The organism is Nonomuraea roseoviolacea subsp. carminata, from assembly GCF_024172185.1.
GTDB classification, from domain to species: domain Bacteria; phylum Actinomycetota; class Actinomycetes; order Streptosporangiales; family Streptosporangiaceae; genus Nonomuraea; species Nonomuraea roseoviolacea.
In genome coordinates, this window is record NZ_JAMZEC010000001.1 from 2,796,288 (window position 1) to 2,818,203 (window position 21,916).

Sequence of the window (21,916 nt, forward strand, 5' to 3'; positions counted from 1 at the left end):
CCGACACGCGCTCACGCCACCAGGTGCTGCTCTTCCAGCTCCGCGAGCCTCACGGTGCACAGGCCGCCGCGTTCGACCTTCACATCCGTCACCTTGAGCTGCGTACCGGGAGCGAGGATGTACTCCTCCTCCCCGGTGAACGCCGAGAACCTGCGGATGCCCACGGCCCTCGCCGGCAGCACCTCGAAGAGGGTCCGCTTGCCGCGGCGGCCGAGGAACGCCTGGGCCACGCCGAGCTCCGACGTGCACGAGGAGACGCCCCACCACGTCACGGTCCGGCCGAGCGGGTACTGCGCCCGCAGGTCCAGCGACACCCCGCGCCACAGCGGCTCCTTGCGGACCGGCAGACGCGACACCGCCGAGAACAGCAGCCGCAGGTACGGCAGATACGGGACGACCTGGCCACGGTCCGGGTTGCGGAGGGTCGCGTTGATCTGCCGGTAGAACGCCGACTCGCAGGTATAGAGGTAGAGCGCCGCGATCTCGTCGGCGGTCAGCTCGCCGGGCGCGCCGGCCGCCTGCCTGACACCGAACTGGTGCGACTGTTCCGCGTGCCAGTCGAGTCCCGACAGCAGCTTGGCCACCGGGCGGATGGCCTCGCGGAAGTCCATGAGCGGGGTGTCGAACACCCCGGTGATCGCGGGAAGGACCAGTCCCTCGTCTTTGACGCTGGCCAGTCGTTCGAGGTAGAGCTTGTGCAATTCCATCGTGGAGGCGATGAACGCCCCCATCCGGTCGGCGGTGTCCGCGTCCGGGCCGCCGTCCTGGGCGGCCGGCTTGTTCCACCCCTTGCTGGGCAGCCAGTCGATCTCGTCGGCTCCGAGTTCCCTGAGCGCCTCGTTGACGGTGCCGAAGTGGTCGCCGTCGCAGAAGATGTCGCCCTGGGCCGCCGGGTTGGGGTGGTCGATGTGCCGTACTTCCACCTCGGGGTACTTCTGCTGGAGCCGGAGGACGACCTGCTTCAGGCTGCGGGCGTGCACCCCCCACCAGGCGAAGACCACGCCGCGGTCCTGTTCGTCCGCGTTCTGCTTGGCCCTGAGGATCTCCTCGACGATCTTCTCGACGACCGGCCGCCAGAACGCGGTGTGCTGGTCGGTGGCCATCGCCCCGTCGCCGCTGGCGGTGAGCGCGGCGTTCAGCAGCAGGACGCCCTGGGTGAGCATCGCCTGGAACCACTCCGGCGGCTGCACGGTGTCGTGCTGCTTCAGCAGGGCGCGGATGTCGGCGATGGGCGTCTTCTTGGGGATGCTGTGCTTCCACATCGCCGCGGCCTTGATGATGCAGCGGATGCTGATCACCCTGCCGAACTGGCTGTCCTTCCAGTCGTGGAAGGTGTTGTCGAACATGGCGATGCCGGTGGCGCTCTCGGCCCGGGGATACGGGTTCTGGCCGAAGACGACGACCTTCCATTTGTGCGGCGGGTTGGGCTTGAGCGCCTGGAAGGTCAGCTCCCGCACGGGGACGACCATCGGGCTGCGTCCCGGGCCGATGAAGGTCGCGGCGGCCGGCTGCGCCTCGATGACCGGCTGCAGCAGCGGCAACCACGGCTCGCCGCCACCGTTGAAGAGCTCGGTGAGGGCCAGGGGGTCGTTGGGGCCGGGCGGGGTGGAGGCGCTGCTGTCTCTCATCATGGGCTCCGTAGGGCGAGCCGTGCCGCTGCGAGGCACGGGGGACATGGGGGTGGGGGAATTGTGCCGTGTCAAGATCCCTATCGCGATCTCGAAGCCGCCGTCTCGTTCCCGCGGGGGCGTCGGTTCGGCGTACGGCCTGGTGCGAGCAGGTCCGTGCGGCGTCGGGGACACATGAGGTGCCATGAGCGCGAGGGCGCTCGCAACTGAGGCGTAGAGGAGGGTGGGCGTGCACGGGCCTGGGCGTCACTCCAAGGCCGGGGCGTGCACGGGCCTGGGCGTCACGCCAAGGCCGGGGCGTGCACCAGCCTGGACGTCACTCCAAGGCCGGGGCGTGTGCGAGCTTGGGCATCGCTCCCGCCTCTGTCGCCAAGATCCGTTTTGTCGGAGGGCGGCGGTATGTTCGTCGACGTCGGAAATCCCCTCCCCCGCGACCGGAGTGAACCATGATCGTCGACCGTGTGAAGCCGCAGCTCAAGGTAGTGCTGGCGGACGTCAACGCGGAGGTGGTGCAGTCATGGCGGGCGGCGTTCGCCGACACCCCCGACATCGAGATCCACCACGGCTCGATCCTCGACCAGCAGGTCGACGCCTGGGTCAGCCCGACCAACTCGCGGGGCCGGATGGACGGCGGGGTCGACGCCGTCATCAAGCGGCACCTCGGGGCGGGGATCCAGTTGCGCGTCCAGCGGGCGATCCGCGACCAGTTCGGGGGAACGCTGCCGGTGGGCAGCGCCGTGTGCGTGCCGTCCGGGGCGGTGAACCCGAAGTTCCTGATCTCGACCCCGACGATGGTGCGGTCGGCGCAGAACGTCAGCGAGACGCTGAACGTGGCGCTGGCGTGCGCCGCCGCCTTCCAGGCCATCCACATGCAGAACGAGAGGGAGCCCGGCAGCATCACCTCGGTGGCGCTCGTCGGCATGGGCGCGGCGACGGGCCGGGTGCCGGCGCGGGTGTGCGCGAACCTGATGTGGACGGGCTACACGCTGTTCAACGACTACTCGTTCCAGGACTACGACGACCTGCGGAAGACGATCAACGAGCAGCTCGATGACCTGGAGTCCCACTCGGAGGAGACGCGGGTGCGGATCACGCCGCCGGAGTCGTCCCGCTCGCGCGGCTGAACACTCCGACATCGAGGAGGCGACGATGCGCGCGAAGGCGCAGCAGGGCCCACCACCGAGCGACGCCGAGACCGCCGCGCACATGCGGGACCTGGCCGAGCTGTTCGTGGAGCATTCGCGCGCGGACGGGTACTCCTTCGACTGGGACCCGGCGTTCATTCACCACCTCGACAACTACTGCGCCGAGTTCGCCGCCGCCAAGCCCTCGCCTGAGGTCACGCACAGCGTGATCCTGGGTGCGGGTGCGTACCTGGGCGAGATGATCGTCCGCGAGTGCGGATGGCGATGGGTGTACTGCGGCGACCAGAAGGCCGCCGCCGTGGAAAGCCCCGACGGCATGCGCGGCTATCCGCACAACAAGGTCGCCAAGCGGATTCACGAGGGGAACACGCATGACCTGGAGGCGTTCTTCAAGTACGCCGTCACAGGGGAGGCACCTCGCGGGAGCGCCGCTCGCGTCATCAAGCCTTCCTGGTGGCGACGGCTGAGATCACGCGCTTGATCGTCGCGCCTTCCGAATCTTCCCCAGCGCCCGGCCGCGAAAATAAACCTTCAATACGCCGAATACTCGCGTGCTACGGTCTGAGGTGTGGCTGAGTCGGCGTTCTCCTCCTCGGATACCGCTCGTCATCGTCGCACGATTTTATGGGCGGACACCGCCTCCCTTTTTCTGCTCGCCGCTACCGGGATGTTATTGCTGGTGAGCCGCCGCACGATGACCGATGGCCTCCTGCCGGCATTGGCGGCCCTGTTCGCGCAGGCCTGCGCGGTGGGTGCGGCGGTTGTGCTGGTCGCGGGGCTCTTGCGGCGGCCTGGCGCGCCGCTGTCGATGGGCGGCCTGAGCCTGATCGACCGTGAGTCGCTGGGGCAATGGGCCGCCGGGCGGGTTCTGCTGGCAGTTCTCTGGAAACTGATGGCGCTTCGCGTCGCTGTCAGCGTCATTGTTCTCCAGGCGGCTTTGCTGGGCGTTTCCACGGCCCTTTCCTGGTAGTCGTACCGCACGGTTGCGAACCAGGAGCGGCGCGCTGGAGTCGCTGACGTGTTTCCCTTGATCTGGCCATGACAATGTGGCGGCCGCCGAACGGACTTTCTCTGTGGACCCCGGCCGCGCCCACCCCACCGGATCACGATGCGCCGGAAGCGACCAACTCCACCTCGAAACCGTCCTGATCCTCCAGGTACGCGGCATAGTGCTGTTCCCCGCCGGCGAACGGGTGGCGATCGGCGAACATCAGGGTCCAGCCGTGCGCCGGCGCCTGCTCGACCAGGGCGTCGAGCAGGGCACGGCTACCCACGTGGAAGGCCAGGTGGTTCAGCCCGGGGCGGCGGCGGTCATGCCGGTCGGCGCTGAGCGCGGGCGACTGCTCCAGGACCAAATAGGTGTCGCCCAGCCGCCAACTGCGCCCGTCGCTCCAGTTCTGGAACTCGGTGTAGCCGAGGGCCGTCAGCAGCCATTGCCAGGCGGCGATGGCCCGGTGCAGGTCGGGGACCCAGATCTCGACATGGTGCAGCGTTCCGGTGACGGGCCCGCCGTTACCGGATCCGCCGGTGGCCGGGCCGCCATCACCGGATCCGCCGGTGTCAGACCCGCCGGTGGCCGGGCCGCTCTCCATCTCGCTCCCGCTCACGATGCGAGGTTCGTCAGGTCCAGGACGCCGACCGTCTGGCCGCCGCTCGTCTCTCCCGTGAGCTGGAAGCCCAGTTTCCGGTAGAAGCCCTCCGGCCCGTCCTCCGCCGGCTCCCAGGTGACGTACATCCGCGTACCGCCACGACGCCTGACCTCGGCGGCGACCGAGGCGACGGCGAAGCGTCCCACTCCGCGCCCCTGCGCGTCCGGCGTCACGTTGAGCCGCCACAGGCCGGACCGGAAGTCGACACCCTTGCCGTCCCAGTCGATGTCGAGGAACGCCATGAGGAAACCCACCGGGCTCTCACCGTCGAGGATGAGGCGGGGCCAGGCCACCTCCGGGTGGACGTAGGCCTCGGCCAGCGACTTCGCCACCGGCGAGACGAAGCGCTCCTGGTCGGGACGGACCTTCACGGAGAGGGCGGCGTCGATGTTGGCGGGGGTGATGGGCACGAGCCGGAGACTGGTCGTCATGACGAGAACGATAGGGAAATCTCCGGCGAGAGCGGACATGACTTTCGGCAGGAGCGACGCTTGACGATCGGCGGATGATCCGTCCGGCTCGCCGGTGACATGGTCGCCGTCATGGACGCGTACTTCCCCGGACGCCGGCTCGGCGGCGTCGCCCTCGTTCTGGGACCGGTCGTCATGGCGGCCGGATATCTGCTGCGCTGGACGAGCTCGGTCGTCGCCCTCACCCCTCAGCAGCAGGCGTGGGCGGACGGGCGGCCGTTCGCCGCGTACGGGCAGCTCCTCGCCTACGCCTCGGAGCCCGCGCTGGTCACGCTCGCGTACGCGGTGTTCGCGCTCGGGGCGTTGCTGCTCTTCCCCGCCTTTGTCACCCTCGCCCAGCAGGTGGGAGGCCGCCTCGCGTTCTGGGGCGGCACGCTGCTGGTGGCCGGGCTGTTCGCCCGCCTGTACTTCGCCGGCGCCGACCAGACCGCCTTCCAGCTCACGGAGGTCATCGGGCTGGACCGGGCCACGGACGCGATCATGAAGGAGTACGTCGACATCTCGTACGGGCCGTGGCGGATCCCGGTCTGGGCCTCGGTCGGCCAGTACGCGGGGTCGCTGCTGCTGGCCGTCGCCGCCTGGCGGTCGCGGCTGTTCGGCGTCACCCGCGCCGTGATGCTGCTGCTGGCGGGCGGGACCTGGATGGGGGTGCTGAAGGGCGCCTCGGTCCCGGACGTGCTGGTGACCGTTCTGCTCTGCGTGGCGCTGGCGCCGCTGGGGGTACGGCTGCTGCGCGGACTGCCGCCGATACGTGAGACGACGTCCCGATGGTGGTGATTACCCTCCGGAATGGCTTGATGACAATGCGCGTCGTGGAGGCTCATCCGGGCGCGGTCGTCGCTCTCGGCGGTCGTCGCGATATTCGGGGACGACACCCTGCCCAATCCGACGGCACGTGGTGGGCCGTCGAGACGAGGCGGCGAAACGCAGCGGCCGAAAAGAATGGTGTACGGGCGGCGGATTCATTTGAATTCACAATGGCGACGCTGAAGACATCCAGATGCCGAATCGCTAAACTCCTGAATAAATCCAGCCAATTCCCGGAAGGAGAAATCGTATGCGTCGTCGTATTGTCGCCGCCGTTCTCACGGCGCTCATTTCGGTCGGGATCGGAGCCGCCATCACGGCGGCCACGGCCGCTCCCGCCAGCGCGAACTGGTACTGCTGCTGACATTCGCGTACCCGCGCCCCGCCTTCTTCCCTTCTTCGAGGAGGGCGGGGCGCGAATATCATCACGTGTCTCGCCGGCGAGACAGGCGGCGAGCGAAGGCGAGCGAGGCGGCGAAGGCTAGGCGACGTCTCCGGAGCCGGCGTGAGGCGGCGGCGCGGGGTCGCTGCGCAGCCTGCTGTAGACCCAGCCGTCCCGCCACCGCCCCGCCCGGAACTCGATGGCGCGCAGCACGCCCTCCAGCCGGAACCCCGCCTTCTCCAGCGACTTCTGCTCCGCGATGTTCTCCGGGTGGGTGCGGGCCTCGATCCGCTCGACCGGCGTGTGCGTGAACAGGTAGTCGCACAGCATCGCCTGCGCGCGCCAGCCGATGCCGCGCCCCCGCCAGTCGGGCAGCAGCGCGATGCCGATCTCCCAGTACGCCGCGACGCCGACGACCGTCTCGTGCCAGTCCACGAAGCCCGCCGCGCTCTCGCTCCCCTCGACGGCCACCATGAGCCGGCCGTGTTCCTTGCCGAGGTAGCCGTCGGTGGCGAAACGCCGGGCGGGGGCCTGGGCGTCGCGGAAACCGGTCCAGTCGAGCCCGATCAGGCCCGGTTCCGTGGCGAAGCGCCGGAACAGGTCGAGGTCGCCCTCGGCCACCGGCCGCAGCCGCACCACCGCGTCACCCGTCATCGAAGCCTCCCGAGCGATCTCACGCGTTCACTCCCCCGTGAGCCCGTCCACCGACTCGCGGATGAGGTCGGCGTGCCCGTTGTGCCGGGAGTACTCCTCCACCAGGTGCAGCAGGATCCAGCGCAGGCTCGGGGCGCGGCCGTCGGACCGGGTGCGGCGGGCGAGCCGGCCGGGGCCGCCGTCGGCCAGCGCCTGCGCCACCAGGGCGCGCGAGCGGTCCACCGCCTCCCGCCACAGGGCGTGGAGCTGCTCGGGGGTGTCGTCGGCGGCCGAGTGCCAGTCCCAGTCGGGGTCGGCCTTCCAGTCCACGGTGTCCCACGGGGGCTGCCGGTCGCGCCCGTGCAGCCAGTACGCCGACCATTCGTCCTCGACGTAAGCGAGGTGCTTGAGCAGCCCGCCCAGGGTCATCGAGGAGGCGCCGGCGGTCGCCCTGAGGCCGTCGGCGTCGAGTCCCGCGCACTTCCACGCGAGGGTCGCCCGCTGGAAGTCCAGGAAGCCCAGGACGGTGGCGATCTCGTCGCCCGCGAGAGGGGGCTCGGGCCGGCCCTGGTCGTCGAGGGGGGACATGGGGGTGATCATACGGCCGCCGCCTGGTCGCCCACCACGGCGAGCCCGGCGCTCCGGCGTACGACGCGATGGTGGACGGTGCTCAGGCGTCCCGGCGGACGCGGGAGACGATCCGCTCCGCGGGCCGGCCGAGCACCTTCTCCAGGTCGGGGCTCTGCTGTTCGAGCGCGCCCGCGCGGATCTGCGCGTTGATCCAGCTCATGGGCCCCGGAGCGGTGTCCGGGACCTCGCGGTAGGCCACCCCCAGCTCCTCGGCCAGCCCGGGATGGCTCCACAGGGGGCCGGTGAAGTCGTACGCCCGCCCGAGGTGGCCCTCGCCGGTGAGCACGTTCGCCGCCGCCTCGGCCAGGTCGGACCGGAACGCGGTGTTGAGGCCGCGCCCGCCCGTGCTCGCGGTCAGTTCGCCGCCGGTGATCCGGGGCACGAACGCGTCGCTGTAGAAGGGGTGCCGAAGCAGCGTGTACGGCAGGCCGCTGCGCAGGATGGCCTGCTCGGTGGCGTGGTACGCCTCGGTCATGCCGGTGGCCCCGGTGCCGGCGCCGAGGAAGCTGGTGAAGGCGACGGCGCCGACCCCGGCGTCCCGGGCGGCGTCCACCGCGGCCAGGTGCTGGGCGATCCGCCGCGCGGGGTCGAGCTCCGGCGAGGAGATCAGGAGGAGCCGGGCGGCCCCGTCGAAGGCCGTGCGCAGGCTCGCCGGGTCGTCGTAGTCGCCGTGCCGCGCCGGGACGCCTTCCGGAGCCCGGCCGGGGTCGCGTACCACGGCCACCACCTCCGCGCGGGTCCGGAGGTGGTCGACGACGAGCCGGCCGAGCGCGCCGGAGGCGGCGGAGACGACGATCATGAGAACCAGTGAAGTCGGCCGGGCCGGCCCGGCGCCACCGGTTTTCGGCCCGCACCGGCACGGATTTTGGTCACCTTACGATCACCTTGCGGCCACAACAGGCGCTCAATGCCCGTTTGCCCCTTCCGCCCCTTGCGACGCGACCCTCCGCTACGGGAGGATCACCCGTTGAAATACCGCGATGTCCGCGCTCCGTCCGGACCGGCGGCCACCCCCCGCACACCGGTGCATGACGACATGGAGAGACTGTCGTGCAGCCACAAGAGCAGATCGAGCAGTTCGGCTACCGGCAGGAGCTGCGGCGCGGCGTCGGGCCGGCCGACCTCGTGTTCTACGGCCTCAACTTCATGGTGCCGATCGCCCCCTTCGCCATCTTCGGGCTCGTGTACTACCGCTCGGGCGGCATGCCGGTGCTGGCGTACCTGGTCGGCATGGTCGCCCTGCTGTTCACGGCGGCCTCGTACGCCCAGATGGTCAAGGCGTTCCCGCTGTCCGGCTCGGTCTACAACTACACCAGCCGCGGCATCAGCCCGCCCGTCGGGTTCCTGACGGGCTGGGCGATCCTGCTCGACTACCTGCTCCTGCCGAGCCTGCTGTACCTGGTGGCGTCGCTGGCCATGAACGAGACCGTGCCGCAGGTGCCGGTGTGGGGCTGGCTGATCATCTTCGTGGCCGTCAACACGGTGATCAACCTGCGCGGCGTCCGCATGACGATCAGGCTCACCCGGGTGATGATCGCCGCCGAGCTGGTCGTGCTGGTGCTGTTCCTCGCGGCCGGCGTCTGGGCCCTGCTCCAGGGCGCGGGCCACGGGTTCAGCCTCTCGCCGCTGTTCAACCCGGACACCTTCTCGTGGCCGGTGATCTTCGCCGCGGTGTCGGTCGCGGTCCTGTCGTTCCTCGGCTTCGACGGCATCGCCATGCTGGTCGAGGAGTCCACCGGCGGTTCGGCGCAGGTGAGCAAGGCCATGCGGTTCGCGCTCATCCTGGCCGGCGTGCTGTTCATGGTCCAGGTGTGGGTCGCCGCCCTGCTCGTGCCCGACCCGGCCACGCTGCTGAACCACGACACCGGCACCGCGTTCCAGGACGCGGCGGCCGTCGCGGGCGGCGAATGGCTGCGCGAGCTCACCTCGGACGCGACCGCCATCTCCTGGGGCGTGGCCAACACGCTGGTCGCCCAGGTGGCCGTGTCGCGCCTGCTGTACGCGATGGCCCGCGACCGCCAGCTCCCGGCGTTCCTGTCGAAGGTGTCGGTCAAGAACTCGGTGCCGACCAACGCCATCCTGCTCGTCTCCGCGCTGTCCATCGGGCTCGGCCTGTACATGGCCTCCCGCGAGGACGGCGTCGACGTGCTCGGCAGCCTGATCAACATGGGCGCGCTGGTCGCGTTCATCATGCTGCACGTGTCCGTGATCGTGCACTACGTGATCCGGCAGCGCTCGGACAACCTGTGGGCGCACCTGATCTCGCCGCTGATCGGGATGGCGATCCTCATCCTCGTCGTCATCAACGCGCACGTCCTGGCGCAGGTGACCGGCTTCGTCTGGCTCGTCGTCGGCGCGGTCTTCCTGGCCGGCATGTACGCCACGGGACGCCGGCCCGTCCTGCGCGGCCTGGACGCGAAGGAACGGGTGTGAACCGGCTGCTGCTCCACCAGGACCTCTACCTCATCGCCCACACCGAGGCCGGCAAGCTCCTGACCCACCAGTCGTCGCTGGCCCTGGGCCTGGCGGGAGCGGTGCTGGCCGAGCTGATCCTGGCCGACCGCGTCGCCGTCGTCCAGGGCCGGGTCACCGTCTTCGAGCGCGGCCTCACCGGTGACCCGATCGCCGACGCCATGGTCGGCCGGATCCCCCGGGACCGGGACCACGAGGACGTCAAGTTCTGGATCAAGACGGCGGCGAAGGACATCTACGAGCGCACCCGCGACGACCTGGTCGCCAAGGGTGTGCTCGCCCCGGTGACCAAGCGCCGCATGGGCATGCTGCCGTACCTGCGTTACCAGCTCACCGACATCACCTGGGCCGTGCGCGCGTCGTCGGGGGTGCGGGCCGCGGCGGAGAGCTGGAAGGAGCCGGACACCCGCTGCGCCGTGCTGTGCGGCCTGGTGTCGGTGCTGCGGGTGGAGGCGGAGCTCTACCTCAACCAGCCGGCCGGCCGGCTCATCGAACGGCTGCGCGCCATCGCCGACGCGGACTCCCCCGAGGCCAAGCTGGTCGTGGACCTCGTGGACACGCTGGTCGCCGAGGCCGCGATCGCCATCTACCGCTGACCCTGCCTACCGCTGACTCCGGCGGCGCGTCGTCATCCCCGGGGGCCGTACATGATGACCAGCACGCCCACCAGGCAGACGGCCGCTCCAACGACATCCCACCGGTCGGGCCGGAACCCGTCCACCACCACGCCCCACACCAGCGAGCCGGCGACGAACACGCCGCCGTAGGCGGCCAGGATCCGGCCGAAGTGCGGGTCCGGCTGGAGGGTGGCGACGAACCCGTACAGGCCGAGCGCGATCACCCCGGCGCCGACCCACAGCAGCCCGCGCTGCTCCCTCACCCCTTGCCAGACGAGCCAGGCGCCGCCGATCTCGGCGAGCGCGGCGATCAGGAACAGCAGCAGGGAACGCGCGACAGTCACGGCTGCGACTGTACGGGGCGCGACCGCACGGGTCAGAGGGGTTGCTCCAGGAGGCGCTTCATCGGCCGGAAGCCGGCCGCCTCGTAGAACGAACGGGCGCCCTCGTTGAAGTCCCAGACGTCGGTGACCATGCGCCGGCAGCCCTCCTTCCTGCCCGCCTCCCGCACGGCCTCCAGCAGCGCGCCGGCCACGCCGAGGCGCTTGGCCGCGGGCACGACGACGATCTGGTCGAGGGCGATGAAGGAGTCCGCGTTCAGCAGGACGTCGGCGGGGCGGTGGTGCACGGTCGCACCCGCGTACCCGGCGGCCCCGCCGTCCGGAAGATCTGGAAGATCAGGAAGCTCCGCGACGAAGATCCGCGCGGTGTCCTGCCGGAGCTGCTCCGCGAAGCGCGCCGTCAGCCGCTCGACGTCGGGGGCGCCCTGGAAGATGTCGGGCCGGCTCTCGACGTGGAGCGAGTGGACGTACGGGTTGAGTCGGGCCAGGAGGGCGGCGTCCTCGGGAACTGCCCGGCGGATCCTCAACGATGACACCTCTCGTGATCGGCCGTCCACAGGCTGTGGACTGGGCGGCCGCGACCGGCCGTGCGACCATGGGCACGCCGGACGACAGACGGGACGGACGAGCTATGACGGACAAGCAGCCTACGACGATAGGCCGCTGCTACGGCTGTGGCCGCACGTTCGCCTACGACCCCGCGACCGCCACGATGTTCGCCGTCGACCCCGAGACCGGCTTCCCGCCCGGGATGACGGTCCTGGGCTCGGTCCGCGAGCCGAGCCCGGAGGCCGTGGCCCGCGCGGTGGACAAGCCCGTCTGCCCGGAGTGCGTGGACCGGGCGAAGCGGTACCTGGAGGACGCCGACGCGCCGCCCACGCTGAAGCCCTGGCACCGCCCTTGAGTCTCCAGTGAGGGGAGACGGCAGGGTGGGGGGCATGGACGGCGACGCGTGCTACTCGATCGGTGACCTGGCCCGGCGGACCGGCCTGACGGTCAAGGCCATCAGGTTCTACTCCGATCAGGGCATCGTGCCGCCGATCGGCCGTACCCCGGCCGGTTACCGCCGGTACGGCGTGGACGCCGTCGCGCGGCTGGATCTCGTACGGACGTTGCGCGAGCTCGGGCTGGACCTGCCCACGGTGCGCCGGGTCGTGGACCGGGAGGTCGCGCTGCCCGAGGTGGCCGCCGCGCACGCCGACGCGCTGGCCGTGCAGATCCGGACGCTGCGGCTGCGGCGCGCGGTGCTGACGGCGGTGGCCAGGCGCGGGTCCACCCCTGAGGAGATGGAGCTCATGCACACACTGGCCAGACTGTCCGAGGACGAGCGGCGGCGGCTGGTCGAGGACTTCCTCGACGCCGCGTTCGGCGGCCTCGGCGAGACGGACGCGACCGGGACCGCGGTGGGGGCGTTCGCCGGGATCAGGCGTTCGTTGACGCCCGAGCTGCCCGACGACCCGGAGCCGGAGCAGGTGGAGGCGTGGGTGGAGCTCGCGGAGCTCTCCGGCGACCCCGGCTTCCGGGCCGTGATGCGCCGCGTCGCCGAGGAGCACGCGGAGCTCGCGGCCGGGGCCGGGGCCGGCGGCGTGCCGCGTCCGCACGCGGTGGCGGTGGTCCGCGAGAAGGCGGGGCCCGCGGTGGCGGCCGGCCTCGACCCGGCGTCCGAGGAGGCCGGCGCGGTCCTCGACGCCATCGTGGCCAGGTGCGCCCGGATCACCGGGCTGCCCGGCGACGCCCGGGGCGGGGACGACCGCCTCCCGCGCTGGCTGCTCGCCCACCTGGAGGCGGTCAACGACCCGCGCCGCGAGCGCTACCTGCGGCTGCTCGCCGTCGTCAACGGCTGGCCGCCGCCCGAGAGCCTGACGCCCCCGATCGACTGGACCGTACGCGCCCTGCGCGCCCGCACATCGGGATCGCCGCCCGCCGTCAGGTGAGACGGCGGGGCGGGAAGGCGTGGCGGCGGGCCAGGAGGACGGCGGCCAGGGTCGGAGCCAGCAGGACGAGGGTGCTCCACGCGAACGCGCCCGTCCCGAAGAGGTTCAGCAGGACGCCGCCCACCGCGCCCCCCGCCGCCATGGCGGCGTTCCACAGCGTGACCAGCGCCGCCTGCGCCGTGTCTGCCGCCTCGCCGCCCGCGTCGCCGGCCGCCGTCTGGAGCAGCGTGGGGGCGCCGCCCCAGCCGAGCCCCCACAGGGCCGCCGCCACGTACACCAGCGCGGGCTCGCGGGCGGCGACCGCCAGCACGAAGGCTCCCACGGCGACCAGGATCACGGCGCCGATCGTCAGCGGGCGCAGGCGCCGGTCGATGTGCGCCCCGACGAGCCAGATGCTCACCAGCGAGGCGACGCCGAAGATCAGCAGGAAGAGGTCCACGGCGTCGCCGAGGCCGTTGGCGTTCAGGAGCGTCGCGACGTACGTGTAGAGGATCGTCTGCGCCAGCACGAACAGCAGGGTCACCAGCAGCACCGGCGCGACGCCCGGCACGGTGAGCGTGCGCAGGAGCGCGGGACGGCCGCCGGCGCGCTGGCCGGGGTGGTCGGGGACGAGCGCGGCGATCCAGGCGAGCAGGACGACGGCGATCGCCGTCATCGCCCAGAACGTGACCCGCCACCCCAGCGCCGCGCCCGCGAAGGTGCCGGCCGGCACCCCGAGTGACAGCGCCGCCGGTATGCCCGCCATGACGATCGCCATGGCCTTGCCCTGCAGGTGGACGGGGGCCAGGCGACGGGCGTACCCGGCGAGCAGCGCCCAGACGACCCCCGCGGCCACCCCGGCGACGAAGCGCGCCACCAGCGTCAGCGGGAAGGACGCCGAGACGGCGGTGACGGTGTTGGCCACGGCGAACCCCGCCACGCCGCTCAGCAGCAGGCGCTTGCGCGGCCAGCCGGCCGTGGCGGCGGACAGGGGGATGGCGGAGACTGCGGTGCCGATCGCGTAGACGGTCACGAGCTGTCCGGTCGCGGACTCGCTCACGCCCAGGCCGGCGCTCATGGCGGGCAGGACGCCGGCGGGCAGGGTCTCGGTGAGTACGGTGATGAAGGCGGCCGTGGCCAGCGCCAGCAGCGCCCCCAGGGGCAGGCGTTCCCCGGGGATCGCGGTGCTGGGCGGGGCCGGCCGCGTGATGCGGTCGCTCATGCTGCGTATGCTCGAACCATCACATACATGTGAGGGTCAACGCGACGACATGTGAGGTCGGTCACGTGCGAATCGGAGAGCTGGCGGAACGCACCGGCACGCCGCGGCGGCTGCTGCGATACTACGAGGAGCAGGAGCTGATCATGCCCACCCGGTGCGCGAACGGCTACCGCGACTACGACGAGCGGTTCGTGGACCGGGTCGTGCAGATCCGCGGGCTGCTCGACGCCGGGCTGCCCACGCGGATCATCAAGCAGATCCTGCCCTGCCTGGACAAACCTCGCGTCATCCACTTCAAGGACGCCACGCCGGAGATGCTCGCCACCCTGGAGGGGGAGCTGGACCGCATGAACCACCGCATCGCCTGCCTGACCCGCAACCGCGACGCGATCGAGGAGTACCTGGAGGTCGTGCGGCAGGACAAGGCGCCCGAGCCGGCCGCGCAGTCGCCCGGCGGCCGCTGATGCCGTCGCTGCGGCCGCTGCGCTCCACGGATCCCCGGGAGATCGCCGGGTACGTGCTGCACGGCCGGCTGGGCGAGGGCGGCCAGGGGACCGTGTTCTTCGGCACGTCGCCGGCCGGGGTGAAGGTGGCCGTCAAGCTGCTGCACGACGGGTTCGGGTCCGGCTCCGACCTGCGGCGCTTCTTCGAGCGGGAGCTGGCGGCGCTCCAGCGGGTGGCGCCGTTCTGCACGGCCCGCGTCCTCGCGGCCGATCCCGGCGCCGACCCGCCGTACGTGGTCAGCGAGTACGTCGAGGGCCCGTCGGTGCTACAGGCCGTGCGCGAGCGGGGCGTGCTGAAGGGCGCCGACCTCGACCGGCTGGCCATCGCGACGGCCACGGCGCTGGGCGCCATCCACGCGGCCGGGGTGGTGCACCGCGACTTCAAGCCCGCGAACGTGCTGCTCGCCGCCGACGGCCCGCGGGTCATCGACTTCGGCATCGCCCGGCCGCTCGACGCCTCCTCCGCCACCGTCAGCGGCGCCGTCGGCACGCCCGCGTACATGGCGCCCGAGCAGCTCTCGGGCGACCCGGCGGGGCCGCCGATGGACATGTTCGCCTGGGGCTGCACGATCGCGTTCGCCGCCAACGGCCGGCCGCCGTTCGGGCACGAGCAGCTCCCGGCCGTCATCTACCGCATCATGCACGCCGAGCCGGAGCTCGGCGCGCTGGGCGGGCGGTTACGCGAGTACGTGGCCGCCTGCCTGGCCAAGGACCCGGCGCGGCGGCCGAGCGCGCAGCAGGTGCTGCTGGGGCTGATGGAGGACCGGCCGGGCGGGGCGAACTCCCCGTACCTGATGACGCCTCCGCCGTCCCGACCTCCGATCACCCCGTACCCGCACCATGCGAGCACCCCGCCGCCCCCGAGGAAGGACACGACCCGGCCCGGTCAGGCGCGGGCCCGGGCCGTCGTGCGGTCGGCGGTCGTCGTCGGAGCCGCCGCCGCCCTGGTCGCCGGCGCGGTCCTCCTCACCACGAACCTCGGCCGGGGCCCCGGCCCGACCCCCACCCCCACTCCCACTCCCTCGGCACCGGTGACCCCTGCGGCCGCCGGCCAGCTCAGCCGCACGCCGCGCCTCGGGCTGGAGGTCTGGCAGGACGGCGCCGCCAGCCCGCTCAGCCTGTCCGACCTCGACAAGCCGGTCACCACCGTCGCCATGAAGCGGAGCCCGTTCGAGCTGCGCTTCCCCACGCTGAAGAAGGACGAGGCGCTCCAGGTCTGCGCGTGGACCGACGACTCGGTCTTCTCGATCAGCGACGGCGGCAAGGTCGCCGACCACCCCTGCTTCCGGCCGGGCACCGGGATCGCCGACTACGAGTACGGCTCCGGACGGCTGTACCTCGACAACGAGGGCCACAACTACCTGATCGGCACCCGCGTCTCCCACCAGTCCGGCACCCAGGACAAGGTCTACGTCTCCCGCTTCTTCCGCGACAAGGTGGACACGGCGGTGGCGGACCAGCGGCAGGACGTGTACCTGACCGTGTTCCGCGACCTCGACGGCGACGGGACGTTCAAGCGGGCCGGCGAGGGCGAGTACGAGTACGTGATCCTGCATTTCCCGACGTGACGCGTGTCCCCTCGCCCAGGGGGTAGCGAGGCGGCATGCCGAAAGTCGACAGGATCGCCGAGCCGTGGGGCACGCGCACGCCGTACGGGCCAGGGGAAGAGTGGCGGGTGCGCGTGGACCGCTTCCTCCAGGACGGGGTCGGCGAGCAGGACGTGGAGCGCTGGGCGCAGAGCGCGTCGATCCTGCACAGCAACGGTGACGCCCTGGACATCGCGGTCAGCGACGGCCGCATCGTGGGGGTCCGGGGCCGCGCCGCCGACCGGGTCAACCGCGGCCGGCTGGGCCCCAAGGACCTGTACGGCTGGCAGGCGAACCACTCGGCGGACCGGCTGACCAGGCCGCTCGTGCGCGAGGGCGGCCGGCTGGTCGAGTGCGACTGGGACACCGCGATGGACCGCGTCGCGGGCCGCGCCAAGGAGCTGCTGGCCGAGCAGGGCCCGAGCGCGCTCGCCTTCTACACCACGGGCCAGCTCTTCCTGGAGGAGTACTACACGCTCGGCCTCATCGCGCACGGCGGCATCGGCACGAACCACGTGGACGGCAACACCCGGCTGTGCACGGCCACGGCGGCGGCCGCGCTCAAGGAGTCGTTCGGCAGCGACGGCCAGCCGGGCTCGTACGCCGACGTGGACCACGCCGACGTGATCGCCCTGTACGGACACAACGTGGCCGAGACCCAGACCGTGCTGTGGGCGCGGATCCTCGACCGGCTCGCCGGGCCGAACCCGCCCGCGCTGATCTGCGTCGACCCGCGCGAGACACCCGCCGCCCGGGCCGCGGCCGTGCACCTGGCCAACCGCCCCGGCACGAACGTCGCGCTGATGAACGGCCTGCTGAACGAGATCATCGCCAACGGCTGGATCGACGAGGACTACCTGCGCGACCACGTGGTCGGCTTCGAGGAGCTGCGCGAGCGGGTGGCCGACTACCCCGCCGAGGAGGCCGCGCGGATCTGCGACGTGCCGGTCGCCCGGCTGCGCGAGGCGGCCCGGCTGATCGGCACGGCCCGCCGCCTGCTGTCCACCGTCCTGCAGGGCTTCTACCAGTCGCACCAGGCCACCGCCGCGTCGGTGCAGGTCAACAACGTCCACCTGGTACGCGGCATGCTGGGCCGCCCCGGCTGCGGCGTCCTGCAGATGAACGGCCAGCCCACGGCGCAGAACACCCGCGAGTGCGGCGCCGACGGCGACCTGCCGGGCTTTCGCAACTGGTCCAACGACGCGCACGTGGCGGAGCTGGCGCGGATCTGGAACGTCGACCAGCTCGCCATCCCGCACTACTCGCCGCCCACCCACGCCATGCAGATGTTCCGCTACGTGGAGGACGGCTCGATCCGCTTCCTCTACGTCTCGGGCACCAACCCGGCCGTGTCGATGCCGGAGCTGCACCGCATCCGCTCGATCCTGGCCCAGGAGCGGCTGTTCCTGGTGGTGCAGGACATCTTCCTGTCGGAGACGGCCGAGCTGGCCGACGTGGTGCTCCCGGCCGCGACGTGGGGCGAGAAGACGGGCACGTTCACGAACGCCGACCGCACCGTTCACCTGTCGGAGAAGGCCGTGGACCCGCCCGGCGAGGCCCGTCCCGACCTGGACATCTTCCTCGACTTCGCGCACCGCCTCGACCTGCGCGACAAGGACGGGGCGCCGCTGGTGAAGTGGAGCGACCCGGAGGGCGCGTTCGAGGGCTGGAAGGAGTGCTCGCGCGGGCGGCCGTGCGACTACACCGGCCTGTCGTACGAGAAGCTGCGCGGCGGCAGCGGCGTGCAGTGGCCGTGCGACGACGCCCACCCCGACGGCACCGAGCGGCTCTACGCGGACGGCGCGTTCTGGAGCGCGCCGGAGGTCTGCGAGGACTACGGCCGCGACCTCGTCACGGGCGCGCCGCTGTCCCCGACGGAGTACAAGGCGCTCAACCCGGAGGGCAAGGCGGTCATCAAGGCGGCCGAGTACATCCCGCCGCACGAGCCGCCGGACGAGGAGTTCCCGTTCGCCCTGACGACGGGGCGCACGCTCTACCACTTCCACACCCGCACCAAGACCGCGCGCGCCCCGCAGCTCCAGCGGGCCGCTCCCGAGGTGTGGGTGGAGATGGCGGCGGCGGACGCCGAGCGGCTCGGCTTCGCCGAGGGCGACCTGCTGGAGGTGGCGACGCGGCGGGGCGGCGTCCAGGCGCGGCTGCGGGTCGGCGGGATCCGTGACGGCGTGCTGTTCCTGCCGTTCCACTACGGCTACTGGGACCGGCCGGACGCCTACGACCCGGAGAAGGGCCCCGACAAGGGCATGGGGCGGGCGGCGAACGAGGCCACGGTCACCGACTGGGACCCCGTCTCCAAGCAGCCGCTGTTCAAGACCGCGGCGGCGCGCGTCTCGCTGGTCGAGCGCGGCCGGGGGCTGCCCGCTCCGGCGCCGACGACCACCGCGTCGTGGCCGGCCGGGCCGGGGGGCGAGGTGCCCGCCACGCGCGGCGGGGCCGAGGCGGAGGCCGAGGAGTCCGTGGCGGCGTCGGGAGGCGCGCGATGAAGCTGGACCTGGTGATCAAGGAGCTGCACCGCTCCGAGAACGAGCTGGCCCACGTCCTGCTGCGGCTCTCGGAGCGGCACAAGGCCGACCACGAGACCTACCACGTGGCCCGCGACCTGGTCCGGTGGTGCCACGACCACGTGCGGGAGCTGGCGCGGATCGGCGAGCACTACGGCGTGAAGCTGGACGCGGAGCCGGCGGGCGAGTCCACGGTGGCCGAGCGGGTGCGGGAGAAGGCCGCCGAGTGGCTGGGCCGCCGCAAGGAGCCGGGGCTGCTGCTGCTGGCCGACCTGCGTCACCTATACCGGGTGGCGTCGGGGGTGTCGCTGGACTGGGAGCTGCTGGCCCAGGCGGCGCAGGGCGCGCGCGGCAGAAGGAGCTGCTGGAGCTGGCCGAGCGGTGCCATCCGCAGACGTTGCGGCAGGTGCGCTGGGCCAACGCCCGGCTGAAGGAGTCGGCCACCCAGGCCCTGGTGAGCTGACCGGGCGGGGAACGGGCGGTCCAGTCGTGAGCTGAGCGGACGGGAACGGGCGGTCCGGCCGCGACGTTGGGACGGGGAAAGGCGGGACACGGACGAGTGGGTGACGGAATTGGGGCGGGTACACGTGGACGAGCGCTGGGACGGGGCCGGAGGGCCGCGGGTGCGCAGCCTCGAAACGGGACGGGAGAACCCCGACCGCCGGACCGTGGTCATCGTCCCCGGGCTCGGCGCCCTCGGCTACCTGTTCGACACGCTGGCCGGCTGCGGCCCGTGGGCGCGCTCGTTCCTGCTCGACGTGCCCGGGTTCGGGCGGCGCCCGCCGTGGTCGTGCCCGCCCGAGCTGCCCGCCGTGACGGAGCTGGTCACGCGGTGGCTGGAGACCGTGCCGGCCGGGCCGGTGGTGCTGGCCGGGCACTCCACGGGGGCGCAGGTCGCGCTCCGGGTGGCCGCCGAGCGGCCTGACCTGGTCCGCGCGCTGGTCCTGCTCGGGCCGACGTTCCCGCCGAACCTGCGCACCGGCCCCGGCCTGCTGCTGCCGTACGTCCGCACGACCGGGCACGAGCCGGCGGGCCTGCTCAAGGCGACGATGCCGTACTACCGGCGGGCGGGGCTGAAGGCGCTGGCCCGTTTCGTGCGCACGGCGCAGGAGGACGAGCCGGAGAAGCTGGTGCCGGCCGTGGCGTGCCCGATGGTCGTCGCCCGGGGCGTCCACGACGCGTTCTCGCCCCAGCCGTGGGCGGACCGGCTGGCCGCGGCCGCCGCCGACGGGCGGTCGGTGACCGTGCCGGGGGCGCACGCCTTCCCGTACCAGCACGGCGGGCTGACGGCCGCGCTCATCAGCGGGGCGGCCAAACAGGCAGGAGTCCTGTCAGCTTCTCGGCCGTGAAGGACCGAGCTCGCAGCTCCTCGCCGTGGATGGTCTCGACGGCCGGGGTCCGCGTCAGGCAGCGTGACTCACTGCCCAGCCCGCCGCACCGCGTGAGGCGATGTTGCGGGCTGCGTTGACGTCGGCGTGCTCAGCGAAGCCGCACGACGTGCAGGTGAAGGTTTCCTGGTTCGGGCCGGTTGTTCCTGTCCACATGTCCGCAGTGCGAGCATTGCTGGGAGGTGTAGGCCGCATCCACGTGGATGACGGCGACCCCGGCCCGGGCCGCCTTGTAGGCGATGAAGGCTCCCAGCTGGTGGAAGCTCCACGCGTGCAGCGTGACCCGCTGGGGCTTGCGAAGCCGTACCCGATCGCGGATGCCCTGGAGGTCTTCCAGAGCGATGCCGCGCCCGGTGCGTTCTGCCTCGGTCACGATCTGCTTGGCGATGCGGTGGTTGAGGTCTGCGGCGAAGCGGGCCTCCTTGCGGCGGCGCCGTTTCAGCAGCCGCTTGGCCGACTTGGTGGCCTTGGCCTGCAGGCGGCGGCGCAGCTCACGATTGTGGCGCCGGATCGCGTTCACGTGCTTGCCGCTGTGCCGGACGCCCTGGCTGGTGGTGGCGATGTTGGCGATACCGAGATCCACCCCGACAAACCCGCCCGGCGCGGTGACCGGCACGTCCGGTACCTCGACGGTGGCGTGCAGGAACCACATGCCGTCCCGCCACACCAGGTCGGACTCGCCCTTGCGGTGCTTGGCCAGCAGCACGAGCTGCTGGGCTGAGCCGGTGAAGGCGATGCCGCGCAGCCGCCCGGCGGTCGTCCAGATCGACACCGTCCGGTCGGCGTGCTGCCAGGACAGGCACCGGTCGTCATACGGCTGGGCGGCCTGGGGGCGGAAGGAGATCGGTTTGCTTTCGGCCTTGACGCGCCGCGCCGATCCTGGCTTGCCGAGGTTCCCGGCGGCCAGGTTGGCATGCAGCGTGCGGTAGGCGTCGCAGACCTTCTTAATCACGTGCTGTGCGGCCTGCGCGCCCAGACCAAAGGCAGCCTTGACCTGCTCGTAGGTGTGCTTACGCAGGTCGAAGTTACGGAAACACCACTGCTGGAAGGCGATGCGCGAAACGAGATCGGCGGCCTTGTTGGCAGTGCGCAGCGTGGCCTCCAAAGCCGCCGCCTGTTCGGGCGTCGGCACGAGCTTCACCTGCACCACCAGCCTCACAGCCGAAGACGTTATCGCATGACCTATGCCATGGCGGCACGTGGCGGTGGAAGCCGCTGGTCCGCCACGTCTCGCCCGTGGCCGTGACCGCCAGCGCCTCCAGGTCGTCCATGTCCTCCTCCCAGTCGCGGGCCGCCTGCCCCATGGCGAAGGCGGCGGTCGCGTAGGCGTCCACGGTCGTGAGGCAGGGGCCGACCAGCGTGACGGAGGCGAGGGCGGTGGCGGGGCGGCCTGTGCGCGACTCGAGGATGTGGTGGCCGCGCTCGGCCGTACCGGAGGTGGCGACCGCCAGGTCCGACCCCGCGACCACAGTCAGCAGCGCGTCACGCGCCGGGTGGCCGGCCGCCGTGGGCGGGGCGGCGGCGCCGACGCGCCAGGGACGGCCCGGCTCCGGCCCGGCGCCGAGCCGGACGTCTCCCCCGCCGTTGACGGTGTGCCGGGGCGCGCCCGCGGCCGTGAGCAGGCCGGAGGCGCGCTCGATCGCCCACCCCTTGACCAGTCTGGACGGGTCGACCTGCCGGCCAACGCCCGCCTCCACACGCCCGCGGGCACCACCGTGACGGTCGCCGTGCGTCCGCTGCCGGACGGCGCCGAGCTCACCGTCGCCGATGACGGGCCGGGCGTCCCGGCGGAGCTGCGGGAGGAGATCTTCGAGCGGTTCTCCCGGGTGGACAAGGACCGCTCGCGCGCCTCCGGCGGCACGGGGCTGGGGCTGGCGATCGTGCGCGCGGTGGTGTCCGCGCACGGGGGGACGGCCGGGGTGGACGGCGGGCCGGGCCGCACGGTGTTCCGGATCCGCCTGCCCGCCGAGCCGCCCCCGGTGGAGGCGGAGACCGCGCCATCCTGATGACG

26 protein-coding genes are annotated in these 21,916 nt (G+C 72.0%); 14 read left to right on the top strand and 12 right to left on the bottom strand.

Going from position 1 to position 21,916, the window contains the following annotated elements:
* Nucleotides 1–11 precede the first annotated feature (11 nt).
* Nucleotides 12–1,631, bottom strand: a complete 1,620-nt coding sequence (locus HD595_RS12815) for an ADP-ribosyltransferase domain-containing protein (RefSeq protein ID WP_253768713.1) — start codon at nt 1,629–1,631, stop codon at nt 12–14.
* A gap of 443 nt (nt 1,632–2,074) precedes the next feature.
* Between HD595_RS12815 and HD595_RS12820 the strand changes: the two genes are divergently transcribed.
* The 3 genes from HD595_RS12820 to HD595_RS12830 all read left to right on the top strand — a co-directional run bounded on the left by HD595_RS12820 (nt 2,075) and on the right by HD595_RS12830 (nt 3,743).
* Entirely contained in the window at nt 2,075–2,752 is a 678-nt protein-coding gene (locus HD595_RS12820; protein ID WP_253768714.1) for a macro domain-containing protein, read from the top strand.
* 25 nt (nt 2,753–2,777) lie between these two features.
* A complete protein-coding gene (locus HD595_RS12825; RefSeq protein ID WP_253768715.1) occupies nt 2,778–3,254 on the top strand; it encodes a hypothetical protein in 477 nt (158 codons plus the stop codon).
* Nucleotides 3,255–3,341: 87 nt separating this feature from the next.
* Nucleotides 3,342–3,743: a hypothetical protein gene (locus HD595_RS12830; RefSeq protein WP_253768716.1), complete on the top strand. Its 402-nt coding sequence runs from the start codon at nt 3,342–3,344 to the stop codon at nt 3,741–3,743.
* 133 nt (nt 3,744–3,876) lie between these two features.
* On the opposite strand, the gene HD595_RS12835 is transcribed toward HD595_RS12830, so the two are convergent.
* Together HD595_RS12835 and HD595_RS12840 are read right to left on the bottom strand one after the other, a co-directional pair.
* Nucleotides 3,877–4,380: a VOC family protein gene (locus HD595_RS12835; RefSeq protein ID WP_253768717.1), complete on the bottom strand. Its 504-nt coding sequence runs from the start codon at nt 4,378–4,380 to the stop codon at nt 3,877–3,879.
* Nucleotides 4,377–4,853: a GNAT family N-acetyltransferase gene (locus HD595_RS12840; protein ID WP_253768718.1), complete on the bottom strand. Its 477-nt coding sequence runs from the start codon at nt 4,851–4,853 to the stop codon at nt 4,377–4,379. The genes HD595_RS12835 and HD595_RS12840 overlap by 4 nt, the downstream gene beginning before the upstream one ends.
* A gap of 111 nt (nt 4,854–4,964) precedes the next feature.
* Here HD595_RS12840 and HD595_RS12845 point away from each other — a divergent pair, with 111 nt between their 5' ends.
* Complete coding sequence (locus HD595_RS12845) at nt 4,965–5,669, top strand: hypothetical protein (protein WP_253768719.1); 705 nt, start codon at nt 4,965–4,967, stop codon at nt 5,667–5,669.
* 511 nt (nt 5,670–6,180) lie between these two features.
* On the opposite strand, the gene HD595_RS12850 is transcribed toward HD595_RS12845, so the two are convergent.
* From HD595_RS12850 to HD595_RS12860, 3 genes are all read right to left on the bottom strand, one after another.
* A complete protein-coding gene (locus HD595_RS12850; RefSeq protein ID WP_253768721.1) occupies nt 6,181–6,735 on the bottom strand; it encodes a GNAT family N-acetyltransferase in 555 nt (184 codons plus the stop codon).
* A gap of 27 nt (nt 6,736–6,762) precedes the next feature.
* Nucleotides 6,763–7,302, bottom strand: a complete 540-nt coding sequence (locus HD595_RS12855; RefSeq protein WP_253768722.1) for a DinB family protein — start codon at nt 7,300–7,302, stop codon at nt 6,763–6,765.
* An 82-nt stretch (nt 7,303–7,384) separates the two neighbouring features.
* Nucleotides 7,385–8,143: an NAD(P)H-binding protein gene (locus HD595_RS12860; protein ID WP_253768724.1), complete on the bottom strand. Its 759-nt coding sequence runs from the start codon at nt 8,141–8,143 to the stop codon at nt 7,385–7,387.
* Nucleotides 8,144–8,394: 251 nt separating this feature from the next.
* Between HD595_RS12860 and HD595_RS12865 the strand changes: the two genes are divergently transcribed.
* Together HD595_RS12865 and HD595_RS12870 are read left to right on the top strand one after the other, a co-directional pair.
* Entirely contained in the window at nt 8,395–9,777 is a 1,383-nt protein-coding gene (locus HD595_RS12865; RefSeq protein ID WP_253768725.1) for an APC family permease, read from the top strand.
* Nucleotides 9,774–10,412: a GOLPH3/VPS74 family protein gene (locus HD595_RS12870; RefSeq protein WP_253768727.1), complete on the top strand. Its 639-nt coding sequence runs from the start codon at nt 9,774–9,776 to the stop codon at nt 10,410–10,412. The genes HD595_RS12865 and HD595_RS12870 overlap by 4 nt, the downstream gene beginning before the upstream one ends.
* 32 nt (nt 10,413–10,444) lie before the next feature.
* Here HD595_RS12870 and HD595_RS12875 read toward each other — a convergent pair whose 3' ends face one another.
* Together HD595_RS12875 and HD595_RS12880 are read right to left on the bottom strand one after the other, a co-directional pair.
* The gene (locus HD595_RS12875) at nt 10,445–10,777 is read right to left on the bottom strand and encodes a YnfA family protein (protein WP_253768729.1); all 333 of its coding nucleotides are present in this window, start codon (nt 10,775–10,777) and stop codon (nt 10,445–10,447) included.
* 32 nt (nt 10,778–10,809) lie between these two features.
* Nucleotides 10,810–11,301: a GNAT family N-acetyltransferase gene (locus HD595_RS12880; RefSeq protein ID WP_253768731.1), complete on the bottom strand. Its 492-nt coding sequence runs from the start codon at nt 11,299–11,301 to the stop codon at nt 10,810–10,812.
* 104 nt (nt 11,302–11,405) lie between these two features.
* On the opposite strand from HD595_RS12880, the gene HD595_RS12885 reads away from it, so the two are divergent.
* Complete coding sequence (locus HD595_RS12885) at nt 11,406–11,678, top strand: hypothetical protein (protein WP_253768733.1); 273 nt, start codon at nt 11,406–11,408, stop codon at nt 11,676–11,678.
* A gap of 34 nt (nt 11,679–11,712) precedes the next feature.
* On the top strand, nt 11,713–12,708 hold the full coding sequence (locus tag HD595_RS12890) for a MerR family transcriptional regulator (RefSeq protein ID WP_253768734.1): 996 nt from the start codon (nt 11,713–11,715) through the stop codon (nt 12,706–12,708).
* Here HD595_RS12890 and HD595_RS12895 read toward each other — a convergent pair.
* Nucleotides 12,701–13,909 (bottom strand): MFS transporter, encoded by a 1,209-nt coding sequence (locus HD595_RS12895; RefSeq protein WP_253768735.1) that lies wholly within the window; start codon nt 13,907–13,909, stop codon nt 12,701–12,703. The two genes, HD595_RS12890 and HD595_RS12895, sit on opposite strands and share 8 nt — an antisense overlap.
* Before the next feature lie 65 nt (nt 13,910–13,974).
* On the opposite strand from HD595_RS12895, the gene HD595_RS12900 reads away from it, so the two are divergent.
* The 5 genes from HD595_RS12900 (at nt 13,975) to HD595_RS12920 (ending at nt 19,866) form a co-directional block, all read left to right on the top strand.
* A complete protein-coding gene (locus HD595_RS12900; RefSeq protein WP_253768737.1) occupies nt 13,975–14,373 on the top strand; it encodes a MerR family transcriptional regulator in 399 nt (132 codons plus the stop codon).
* Nucleotides 14,373–15,980 carry a serine/threonine-protein kinase gene (locus HD595_RS12905; RefSeq protein WP_253768738.1) on the top strand — a complete coding sequence of 536 codons (1,608 nt, stop codon included), beginning with the start codon at nt 14,373–14,375 and terminating at the stop codon, nt 15,978–15,980. Before HD595_RS12900 ends, HD595_RS12905 begins: the two co-directional genes overlap by 1 nt.
* 35 nt (nt 15,981–16,015) lie before the next feature.
* Nucleotides 16,016–18,499 carry a molybdopterin oxidoreductase family protein gene (locus HD595_RS12910; RefSeq protein WP_253768739.1) on the top strand — a complete coding sequence of 828 codons (2,484 nt, stop codon included), beginning with the start codon at nt 16,016–16,018 and terminating at the stop codon, nt 18,497–18,499.
* The gene (locus HD595_RS12915) at nt 18,496–18,948 is read left to right on the top strand and encodes a hypothetical protein (protein WP_253768740.1); all 453 of its coding nucleotides are present in this window, start codon (nt 18,496–18,498) and stop codon (nt 18,946–18,948) included. The genes HD595_RS12910 and HD595_RS12915 overlap by 4 nt, the downstream gene beginning before the upstream one ends.
* A gap of 132 nt (nt 18,949–19,080) precedes the next feature.
* On the top strand, nt 19,081–19,866 hold the full coding sequence (locus tag HD595_RS12920) for an alpha/beta fold hydrolase (protein WP_253768741.1): 786 nt from the start codon (nt 19,081–19,083) through the stop codon (nt 19,864–19,866).
* 54 nt (nt 19,867–19,920) lie between these two features.
* Here the strand turns inward: HD595_RS12920 and HD595_RS47215 are convergent, their stop codons facing one another.
* From HD595_RS47215 to HD595_RS12930, 3 genes are read right to left on the bottom strand one after another with little or no spacing between them, the layout of a single operon-like run.
* Entirely contained in the window at nt 19,921–20,061 is a 141-nt protein-coding gene (locus HD595_RS47215) for a zinc ribbon domain-containing protein (RefSeq protein ID WP_420540702.1), read from the bottom strand.
* A complete protein-coding gene (locus tag HD595_RS12925; RefSeq protein ID WP_420540755.1) occupies nt 19,997–21,046 on the bottom strand; it encodes an RNA-guided endonuclease InsQ/TnpB family protein in 1,050 nt (349 codons plus the stop codon). Before HD595_RS12925 ends, HD595_RS47215 begins: the two co-directional genes overlap by 65 nt.
* Entirely contained in the window at nt 20,931–21,602 is a 672-nt protein-coding gene (locus HD595_RS12930; RefSeq protein ID WP_253768742.1) for an FAD:protein FMN transferase, read from the bottom strand. The genes HD595_RS12925 and HD595_RS12930 overlap by 116 nt, the downstream gene beginning before the upstream one ends.
* A gap of 18 nt (nt 21,603–21,620) precedes the next feature.
* Here HD595_RS12930 and HD595_RS12935 point away from each other — a divergent pair, with 18 nt between their 5' ends.
* Nucleotides 21,621–21,911: a sensor histidine kinase gene (locus HD595_RS12935; protein ID WP_253768743.1), complete on the top strand. Its 291-nt coding sequence runs from the start codon at nt 21,621–21,623 to the stop codon at nt 21,909–21,911.
* Nucleotides 21,912–21,916 lie beyond the last annotated feature (5 nt).

What these genes read in the sequence shown, in the direction of transcription:
- HD595_RS12815 (WP_253768713.1), bottom strand. Translation starts at nt 1,631, where the DNA reads ATGATGAGAGACAGCAGCGCCTCCACCCCGCCCGGCCCCAACGACCCC.
- HD595_RS12820 (WP_253768714.1), top strand. Translation starts at nt 2,075, where the DNA reads ATGATCGTCGACCGTGTGAAGCCGCAGCTCAAGGTAGTGCTGGCGGAC.
- HD595_RS12825 (WP_253768715.1), top strand. Translation starts at nt 2,778, where the DNA reads ATGCGCGCGAAGGCGCAGCAGGGCCCACCACCGAGCGACGCCGAGACC.
- HD595_RS12840 (WP_253768718.1), bottom strand. Translation starts at nt 4,853, where the DNA reads ATGACGACCAGTCTCCGGCTCGTGCCCATCACCCCCGCCAACATCGAC.
- HD595_RS12845 (WP_253768719.1), top strand. Translation starts at nt 4,965, where the DNA reads ATGGACGCGTACTTCCCCGGACGCCGGCTCGGCGGCGTCGCCCTCGTT.
- HD595_RS12850 (WP_253768721.1), bottom strand. Translation starts at nt 6,735, where the DNA reads ATGACGGGTGACGCGGTGGTGCGGCTGCGGCCGGTGGCCGAGGGCGAC.
- HD595_RS12855 (WP_253768722.1), bottom strand. Translation starts at nt 7,302, where the DNA reads ATGTCCCCCCTCGACGACCAGGGCCGGCCCGAGCCCCCTCTCGCGGGC.
- HD595_RS12860 (WP_253768724.1), bottom strand. Translation starts at nt 8,143, where the DNA reads ATGATCGTCGTCTCCGCCGCCTCCGGCGCGCTCGGCCGGCTCGTCGTC.
- HD595_RS12885 (WP_253768733.1), top strand. Translation starts at nt 11,406, where the DNA reads ATGACGGACAAGCAGCCTACGACGATAGGCCGCTGCTACGGCTGTGGC.
- HD595_RS12890 (WP_253768734.1), top strand. Translation starts at nt 11,713, where the DNA reads ATGGACGGCGACGCGTGCTACTCGATCGGTGACCTGGCCCGGCGGACC.
- HD595_RS12895 (WP_253768735.1), bottom strand. Translation starts at nt 13,909, where the DNA reads ATGAGCGACCGCATCACGCGGCCGGCCCCGCCCAGCACCGCGATCCCC.
- HD595_RS12905 (WP_253768738.1), top strand. Translation starts at nt 14,373, where the DNA reads ATGCCGTCGCTGCGGCCGCTGCGCTCCACGGATCCCCGGGAGATCGCC.
- HD595_RS12910 (WP_253768739.1), top strand. Translation starts at nt 16,016, where the DNA reads ATGCCGAAAGTCGACAGGATCGCCGAGCCGTGGGGCACGCGCACGCCG.
- HD595_RS12915 (WP_253768740.1), top strand. Translation starts at nt 18,496, where the DNA reads ATGAAGCTGGACCTGGTGATCAAGGAGCTGCACCGCTCCGAGAACGAG.
- HD595_RS47215 (WP_420540702.1), bottom strand. Translation starts at nt 20,061, where the DNA reads ATGTGGACAGGAACAACCGGCCCGAACCAGGAAACCTTCACCTGCACG.